Origin of the sequence: Endozoicomonas arenosclerae, assembly GCF_001562015.1 — a bacterium.
In the GTDB taxonomy this organism is placed as follows: Bacteria; Pseudomonadota; Gammaproteobacteria; order Pseudomonadales; family Endozoicomonadaceae; genus Endozoicomonas_A; species Endozoicomonas_A arenosclerae.
In genome coordinates this window covers 1-9,014 of the sequence record NZ_LASA01000034.1, presented here as the reverse complement: position 1 = coordinate 9,014, position 9,014 = coordinate 1, and the positions used below count along the sequence as shown (strand labels likewise).

Annotated in this window: 5 protein-coding genes; 1 reads left to right on the top strand and 4 read right to left on the bottom strand. The window is 49.8% G+C overall.

The features are described 5' to 3' along the window. The first annotated feature begins 191 nt into the window (after positions 1 to 191). Positions 192 to 2,066, top strand: coding sequence for a peroxidase family protein (locus WG89_RS02455; RefSeq protein ID WP_079253614.1), 1,875 nt, complete (start codon positions 192 to 194; stop codon positions 2,064 to 2,066). 57 nt (positions 2,067 to 2,123) lie between these two features. Here WG89_RS02455 and WG89_RS02450 read toward each other — a convergent pair whose 3' ends face one another. The 4 genes from WG89_RS02450 to WG89_RS02435 all read right to left on the bottom strand — a co-directional run bounded on the left by WG89_RS02450 (position 2,124) and on the right by WG89_RS02435 (position 8,670). Beyond that, positions 2,124 to 2,573, bottom strand: a complete 450-nt coding sequence (locus tag WG89_RS02450) for a DUF411 domain-containing protein (protein WP_062260781.1) — start codon at positions 2,571 to 2,573, stop codon at positions 2,124 to 2,126. Between the two features lie 40 nt (positions 2,574 to 2,613). Beyond that, positions 2,614 to 5,739: an efflux RND transporter permease subunit gene (locus tag WG89_RS02445; RefSeq protein ID WP_062260779.1), complete on the bottom strand. Its 3,126-nt coding sequence runs from the start codon at positions 5,737 to 5,739 to the stop codon at positions 2,614 to 2,616. A gap of 10 nt (positions 5,740 to 5,749) precedes the next feature. After that, entirely contained in the window at positions 5,750 to 7,408 is a 1,659-nt protein-coding gene (locus WG89_RS02440; RefSeq protein WP_062260777.1) for an efflux RND transporter periplasmic adaptor subunit, read from the bottom strand. Next, positions 7,405 to 8,670 (bottom strand): TolC family protein, encoded by a 1,266-nt coding sequence (locus WG89_RS02435; protein ID WP_062260776.1) that lies wholly within the window; start codon positions 8,668 to 8,670, stop codon positions 7,405 to 7,407. The genes WG89_RS02440 and WG89_RS02435 overlap by 4 nt, the downstream gene beginning before the upstream one ends. Positions 8,671 to 9,014 lie beyond the last annotated feature (344 nt).

Sequence of the window (9,014 nt, the reverse complement as noted above, 5' to 3'; positions counted from 1 at the left end):
GATAATAAGAAATTTTCAAAAACATACATCGTTTTCAAACAACCTGGACATTTAGAAAACAAAAGAAAATGTGAAGAAATGTATTATTAAACGACTGACTCTTTATTTTTAATTCCTAATTAAAAACACCTTGAAGAATTAACAAGCTCTTCTACTTTTCAAGCAGGTTAATTAAGTATTTACCTGGTATTATGAAACATTCAAAAGCTGCCTTATATTCATTATCGCTTTATGGCTGCATTTTATTATCTGCACCCATATTACATGCCCAGAGCACCACTGAAACTTCATCTACTACACAACACGAGAGCACTGCTGAACCACCTACTTCTACCTCTACTCCATTAATTGCAATCGATCATAGTCGGATAAGAACCTACGACGGGAGCCAAAACAATCTGGAGCATCCAGATTATGGCAAAACACACATTCCATTAGCCCGATTGCCTGGTTTACCCGCGTCATACGCAGATGGCATTGGCTTACCGATCATTGATAGGCCTAATGCCCGCAGCATTAGTAATGCCGTATCCAAGCAGGAAAAAGACAGCCCCGATCGTAAGGGCCTTTCAAATCTCTTCTGGCCATGGGGTCAGCTCATTGACCATGATCTTGACCTGACCGAAGAAACAGAAGAAGGACCACTGACCATTTCCAACCCTGGTGATCCGGATGGACCCAGTTTTGAAACCATGACCATTAAGCGTTCAGCTGCGTTTACTGGAACCGGTGAAGATGCCAGTGCACCCAGAGAGCAAATCAACCTGATCACTGGCTGGCTGGATGGCTCAATGGTCTATGGCTCTGACGAGAAAACGGCTGCTGACCTGAGAAGTCGGGAAAATGGCGAATTGAGGGTGAACAGTTTGATGGATGGTGTCAGAACGCTGTTACCGCAGGACGATACCGAAGCCAGAAACTTTGTTGCCGGGGATATCAGAGCGGGAGAAAACACAGCTCTGACGTGTATCCATACACTCTTAATGAGAGAGCACAACCGTCTGGCTCAAGTGTATGCTCTGGATCATCCAGAGGTCGATGGATCAACCCCTGAGGGAGATGAAATCATCTTTCAGCACAGCCGGAAAATAGTGACTGCCTATATCCAGAAGATCACACTTTATGACTTCCTGCCTGCGCTGCTGGGTGATAATGCTATCCCCGATTACGAGTCCTATAACAGCAGCATTCAGCCTGATATCAATAACAGTTTCGCCACAGCTGCCTACCGTTTTGGGCACAGTGCAGTAGCGCCCGTTATCCCACGGCTTAACTCTGCCGGACAAACCATTGCGGCTGGCAATTTACCAGTAGAGCGAAGCTTTTTTAACTCATCGCAACTGACAAACACCAACAATGGTGGCGTGGACGCCGTTATTCTGGGACTGGCCAGCAGTCGTCAACAGAGAATTGATACCGAGATTGTCGACGCGATAAGACAACATCTGTTTGATGATCGGGCCAGTGACCTGCCAGCAAGAAATATTGCCCGAGGTCGTGACCATGGCCTGGGTAGCTTCAATGAAGTCAGAAAAGCGATGAATATGGGTGAGCTGAATTTCATTGAAGAGATCAGCTACGACCTGAATACCCAAAACAAGCTTAAGGAGGCTTATAACGATGACATCAACAAAGTGGATCTTTGGGTCGGAGGTCTAGCTGAAACTCCCAGAGGTAACTCTCTGGTGGGGCCAGTCTTCCATACCATCATAAAGGAGCAGTTCCTTGCCCTCAGGAATGGTGACCGCTTCTGGTTTGAGAATATGGATGATGATACCAATCCTGATCATCTGACCAGCGACGAGCTTCAGGATGTCAGAGACACCACACTGAAAACCTTGATTGTGAGAAATACAGGTATTGCCGCTGGCCGCATTCCTGACAATGCTTTCTATGTTGCCAGTTTCCAGCCAGCAACCCGAAAGCCTGGCGTCGGTAAAGCCCTGTCCAAACTCACTGAAGTCGAAAAGCGTGGAGACGAGTTGGTTACAACAGCTTACGACCAACTGATGTGGGCCATAGTCAGCAGACAAAGGGCTAAGGTCGATAAGCAAAGACTGAGATAACCCCCCCCCCGACTAACAGCCTGAAGAAGCTTAAAGTGCTTCTTCAGGCTTCAACGATCAGTGAGTAGCAAACACACTCATCTTACCGTCAGCACTGAAGCTGATGACCTGGTAAGGATCTTTGCGATCACCGTATTCCATACCTGGAGAGCCCATAGGCATACCCGGTACGGTCAGACCGTTCACACCTTCAGGCTTTTCAGTCAGCAGACGTTTAATGTCTTCTGCCGGAACATGGCCTTCAAAGGCATAATCACCAATAAAAGCGGTGTGACAGGACTCCATTCCTTTTGGAATTCCGGCCTTGGCACGATACATGGCTGTGCCGGGCACATCATGCAGCATCACGTTAAAGCCATTTTCTTCCATGTGTTTTGCCCATTCAGTACAACATCCGCAGGCAGGCGTTTTATAAAGCATAACGGTTGGAAACTGTGCTTCAGCCCTGACCAGCATGGACGACATCAGTACCGCGACTCCCAGAAATAACGCTTTTATCTTTTTCATGGTTTCACTCTCCTGTTAAATGGATTTCAAACTTTGCTTTTTATTGAATAGATGTGGCCAAAGCCTTCTTCCGGCTATGCCACAGAAAATAAATGGCAGGCACCAGTACCAGTGTGACCGCCAAAGAGCTGGTAATGCCGCCAATCATGGGCCCGGCGATACGCTGCATCACCTCAGAGCCTGTTCCTTCGTTAAGCATGACGGGAATCAGCCCAAAGAGAATCGTGCTAACCGTCATCATGATGGGTCTCAGTCTTAGCACGGCTCCATCTTGCACAGCCTGTTTTACTGCCTGAGCGGATATCTCTGCGCCACTCTGGCGCAACTCAGCCAGAGATTGATTGAGATAAACCAGCATCATAATGGCATTACCTACCGTGACACCGGCAAGCGCAATAAAACCAACCCCTACAGCCACGGACAGGTTGTAGCCCTGCAAATACATCAGCCAGATGCCGCCTATCAGGGCAAAAGGTAATGTGCTGAGAATCGTGACTACCTCAAAGGCACTTCTGAAAGTCAGGAAGAGTACTACGGTGATAAACAACAGAGTTGCAGGAATAATAACGCCCAGACGCTCGCTGGCTCTTTCCATGTACTCATACTGACCAGCCCACTCCAGGGCATAGCCTGCTGGCAGTTCCAGATTCCGAGTCACAAGCTCTTTGGCTTCTTCAACATAAGATCCAAGATCCCGCCCGGCTATATCCACCAGCACACGCCCTGAAGGTCGAGCGTTCTCGGACTGAATGGCTCCCGGACCCTCTTCAACATAGATATTGGCAACGTCACCCAGGGCAATGGACTGGCCGGACGGAGTCACTACAGGCAGAACCTTCAGCTTTTCCACCGAGTTTCTGTAATGCTGTGGATATCGCAGATTAACTGGATAACGTTCTAAACCTTCAACCGCCTGAGTAACATCCATGCCACCAATGGCCGAAGAAGTGACTGACTGGATAGCTTTGACGCTCAAGCCATAACGTGCCGCTTTTATACGATCAATATCGACACGGATGTAGCGACCACCGGCCACTCGTTCAGCATAAACAGACAGCGTTCCATCAATCGGGCTCAGCAACTTCTCCAACTTCTTACCAATGTCTTTTATTGTGTCCAGATCGGGTCCGGTCACCTGAATACCCACTGGAGTTTTAATACCGGTTGAGAGCATATCGATGCGGGTTCTGATCGGCATCACCCAGGCATTACTGACNCCAGGGAGCTTAACCTTCTCCTCGAGTTCAGCTTTTAGCTTCTCAGACGTCATTCCATCCCGCCACTCACTTCTTGGTTTGAGCTGGACAATGGTTTCAATCATCGTCAAGGGCGCCGGGTCTGTAGCCGTTGCAGCACGACCCACCTTGCCAAACACAGTGTCCACTTCTGGCACTGTTTTGATCAATCGATCGGTTTGCTGAAGCAACTCCCTGGCCTTACCCGTTGAGATACCGGCATAGGTGGTCGGCATGTACATCAGGTCGCCTTCATCCAGAGGCGGCATAAACTCACTGCCCAGTTTTGATGCGGGTAAAATGCCCACCACCATGAGAATACAGGCCCCGGCAATCAAAGCTTTTGGGTATTTCAGAGCGAACTGAACCAGAGGTCGGTAACCTGCCATCAAGCCTTTATTGACCGGATTTCGCTCCTCGGACATGACTTTACCGCGAATCAGGTAGCCAATGAGAACCGGCACCAGAGTTATGGTCAGTCCGGCAGCCACCACCATGGCATAGGACTTGGTGAAAGCCAGTGGCGAAAACATTCGCCCTTCCTGAGCCTGCAGACTGAAAACCGGCATAAAGCTGATCGCTTCAATTAACAACGAGAAGAACAGCGGCGGCCCTACTTCAAGAGACGACTGACGTACAACCTGCCAGCGGTTAGCCGCTGTCACTTTCACCTTATGCAGATGTTTATGAAAGTTTTCGATCATGACGATGGAACCATCCACCATCGAACCGATTGCGACCGCAATCCCCCCCAGCGACATAATGTTGGCATTCAGCCCTTGCAGATACATGATCACAAAAGCCCCCAGAATGCCCAATGGCAGACTGATCACAATCACCAGTGAAGACCGGAAATGCAGGAGAAAAAGGGCACAGATTGCCATGACAATCAGCAACTGAATGAGCAGGGTAGAGCTCAAAGTCTTGATAGACTCGTCCACAAGCGTCGAGCGGTCATAGGTAGTGACGACTTCCACACCTTCCGGCAGGCCGCTGGCCAGTTCATCCAGCTTGCTTTTGACCCCTTCAATAACTTCTCGGGCATTTTCGCCATATCGCATGACAATAATGCCGCCGACCACTTCCCCTTCTCCGTTCAACTCGGCAATGCCGCGTCTCATCTGTGGACCCATGCGCACATCGGCCACATCGCCCACCGTCAAAGGTGTTCCTTCTGAAGTGATTTTCAAGGGTAGCTGTCTTATATCTTCGAGCGAGTCGATATAACCACTAATCCGAACAATGTATTCGGCCTCGGCCATCTCAATAGCGGAAGCGCCGGATTCACTATTGCCTGCACGCAGAGCCTGACCGAGCTGCTGAAGAGAAATACCATAGGCTCTCAGTTTGTCAGGGTCAGCAACCACCTGATACTGACGAACCATGCCGCCTACTGTAGCCACCTCACTGACCCCTGATACGGATTGCAGCTGAAACTTCAGATACCAGTTCTGCAGGCTGGTCAGCTGATCCAGATCATGCTTCCCGGTTCGATCGACCAGAGCATAATTGAAGACCCAGCCGACACCCGTCGCATCAGGTCCAAGTGAAGCTTTGGCAGAATCCGGCAAACTGGATTGAACCTGATTCAGGTACTCCAACACCCTGGAGCGAGCCCAATACATATCCGTGCCGTCTTCAAACAGGATATAGACGTAGGAAGTACCAAACATGGAGGCGCCCCTGACATCCACTGCACCGGGTACCGCCATCATGGCCGTGGTCAGTGGATAGGTCACCTGATCTTCCACAACCTGGGGAGCCTGACCGGGATAATCGGTCTTGATAATCACCTGAACATCAGAGAGATCAGGCAACGCATCCACAGGGGTTTTCTTGGTAATCCAGACACCGGCAAACAACAGAGCCAATGCAGCCAGTAACACCAGGAAGCGATTTCCCAGTGACCAGCGAATAATCGCAGTGATCATGGTGCGCTCCTCAGTGTCCCATCATGCTGTGGTCCATGTCGCCATGGTCCATTGTGCTGTGATCCATGGCAGGCATCTCGTGCTGACTGTGATCCATTGCACGACTTTCGTCTTTCATACCCATCCCGGACCTTTCCATAGTCGACATGTCATGACCGGAGTGATCCATGTTCATTCCAGACATATCGTGCCCGCTATGATCCATGCCTCCCGAACTTTCAGGCTGACTGCTTTCGGAAGCCTCAATGATCTCAATCTGATTAACCTGATAGCCACCTGCTTCAAGCTTCTCGGTTTCAAACCGGATTGCCTGTCCCTGAGCCAGTTCAGGCATCGCCAGATCCGGACTCAGGTTGAAGTCCATAATCATTCCTGGCCAACCCCACTCCTTGACCGGACCATGGGCCACGTTGATGACACCAGCACTTTTCTGAGCTTGGAAAGTACCTTCAATCCAGACACTTTCTTTCGGAGCCCCTTCAATGCGGCTGAGATCTGCATTAATACTGGATTCTGAATCCAGCAGGAATTGAGCGGAAGTCACCACCCGATCACCCGAATTCAGACCCTCCAACACTTCCACACGATTTCCGATTTCACGCCCCAGCTCGACTCGGGCTGAACGAAACCGGCCTTCTCCCAGGTCTTTCACCACTCGATTGTGAGATTCCATTCTCAGTACAGCTGTCACAGGAATACTGAGAGCCTTAAACGATTCCGGGAAAATACTCACCCTGGAAAACATATTGGGTTTGAGTTCACCGCCGGGGTTATCAAACCGAAGTCGTACACGCAGACTGCGGGTCTGGAGATCAAGCTCGGGGTAGATATAGTCAACGGTACCCAGCCATTCTTTGCCGGGAATGTAATCCACAGACATTGCAGCTTTCTGTCCGGCTTTAACCTGCTGCGACTGACTTTCGAAGACATCGGCCACCACCCAGATAGCATCCAGTGATGCCAGCTCAAGGATGGTTTTGGAAGGATTCACGTATCCCCCTTCCCGGGTGTTCATCTGCGAGATGTAACCATCTTCTGGCGCATAAAAAGACAGGGTCTGCTCGACGTTTTTATTCCTGATAATGCGCCGAATAACCTGATCGGATACACCGAGGGCCAGAAGTCGATCTTTCGAAGCTTTGATAAAACCCTGATTACCAGAGCGAGCCGCTGACAACAGCTCTTCTTGTGCACTCACCAATGCCGGGGAGTAGAGATCAAACAACTTGCTGCCTTTGGAGACAAATTCGCCCTGAGAAGAGACTTGAAGGTTTTTAATCCAGCCTTCTACCCGGCTGTTTACCTGACGCAGGCTGTCCTCGTCATAACCCACAAGACCTACTGTACTGATCCGGGATTGCAGAGTCTGTTCAATCACTTGCTCGGAGCGCACTCCAAGACTGTTAGCAACAGCAGAAGACACGGAGATAGTACCTGGCTTGTCCTCTGCCTTTTCTTCTTCATAAACAGGCACCAGATCCATCCCCATAGGCGACTTCCCTGGTTTATCCCGTTTGTAGTTAGGGTCCATTGGAGCTACCCAATACAACGGCTCTTTGGCAGTAGAAACTGTTACGCCGTCACTGCCGTTATCCATATAACCTTTAACTCCAATACCGGCAGCAAAAGCCACAACAGAGACTGAAGCCATCAAAATCCAGTTTTTCATAGTGCAGTCTCCCCTGGCATCAGGTAATCGAGTTTGGCTTTGCTTTGCAGGGTGTCCGCCTGAAGCCTCAGGTAATCAATTTGCAGGTTCAATTCTTCGATGTAGGACTGCATGACTGAGCCAAAGTCACTGGCATCACTCTGATAAGCGTTGAGGGTGGACTCGGCCTGGCGACGGGCTTGTGGCAAAAGGATTTTCTGGTACTGCTTCTGTCTTTTCTGCAGCCCATTAAAACGGGCATGCTCTTGCTGAGCTTCACCCAGGAGGTTTCGCAACAACTCACTTTTTCTGAAAGTGGCAGCTTCCCGCTGATAGTGGCTGGCAGCCAGCTGACGATCCTGACGATTGCCAGTAAACAACGGAATATCCACCATTAGCATCAGGGAATACTGATCTCGGCTGTCCGAGCCCATGCTGGAGCTCATATCTGACATGGATCGGCCGTATTTGATTTCAGCGCCCCACTGGGGCTTATAAGCTTCCTTGGCCAGGGCAACATCCTGTTCAGACTGTTGCACTACCAGTTCTTCACTATTAACCAGGGGGTGCGCTTTAACGGCTTTTATAGAAGGCAGAGGTTGTGAGCTTTTATCAGGCAGTTTACTGGAAAGTTCCATGACAGAAGCTTCACCCAGCCAGCGATTCAGTTTTGCACGGCTTTCATTCAAACTGCTTTCAGACGACAGAATACGATCATCCAGTCTGGCCAACCCCAGCTCAGCACTGATCAGATCCTGCTGACTTTTCTTGCCCTGACGGTACATGGATTCAGAAACACTGCGCAGACTTTCAAACAGATAACGACTCTCGGTCAGCTTTGTCAGTGATTGCTGCCAGTACCAGGTATCCAGCCAGGCCAGCCTGACTTCCCTGAGTACTTCCAGTTTGCGATTCTGTGCAGCCGAGTCTGAGCCTTTAGCCATCAGCTCAGTCTTGTTTCTTTTGATCTGATTACTGTCACCACGGGGCAGCATCTGCTCGATTTTCAGCTCCAGCATTCCCTGATTGGCAGGGTCCAGATCATTACCCGGCAGGTTCATGGTCCCCATGGACACTTTTGGGTCTGCCCAGCTCTCGTCGGCTATGGCCTGCTCCTGATAGCTCAGGGACTGTTTTTCATAGGCTTGAATCATTGGATCAGCGGCCAGAGCCGTTTGCTCGGCTTCGGACAGTGTCAGACTATTCGCACTGGCTCCGACTGATACCAACAACAGCCACGCACCGGATACCAGAATCCGGGCCTTGCTGCCTTTCAGTTGCATGCTTGTCTCCATAGCAATGCGTCTGGGCAATGCCCATGCAAACGCACTGCGAAATCAACGTTTCAAATGTGCTTAAACGATGTTGATTAGTCAGGAGCCTGACCAAGAATAGAGAGCCCGGCCTAAAATCCAGAAAGAACGGTCTATTTTTCCGATGAATTTGCTTAAATAGGTCAACTATTCGCACAAATCCATCGAAGCTGTCCAGAACGCTCAAGGCTGTAGCCTCGTTCTACTGAATTTTATGCTCGAGCACTATTCTCGGTCAGGCTCCTGGAGCTAATCAACATCGTTTAAGCACATTTGAAACGTTGATTTCGCAGTGCGTTTGCATGGGCATTGCC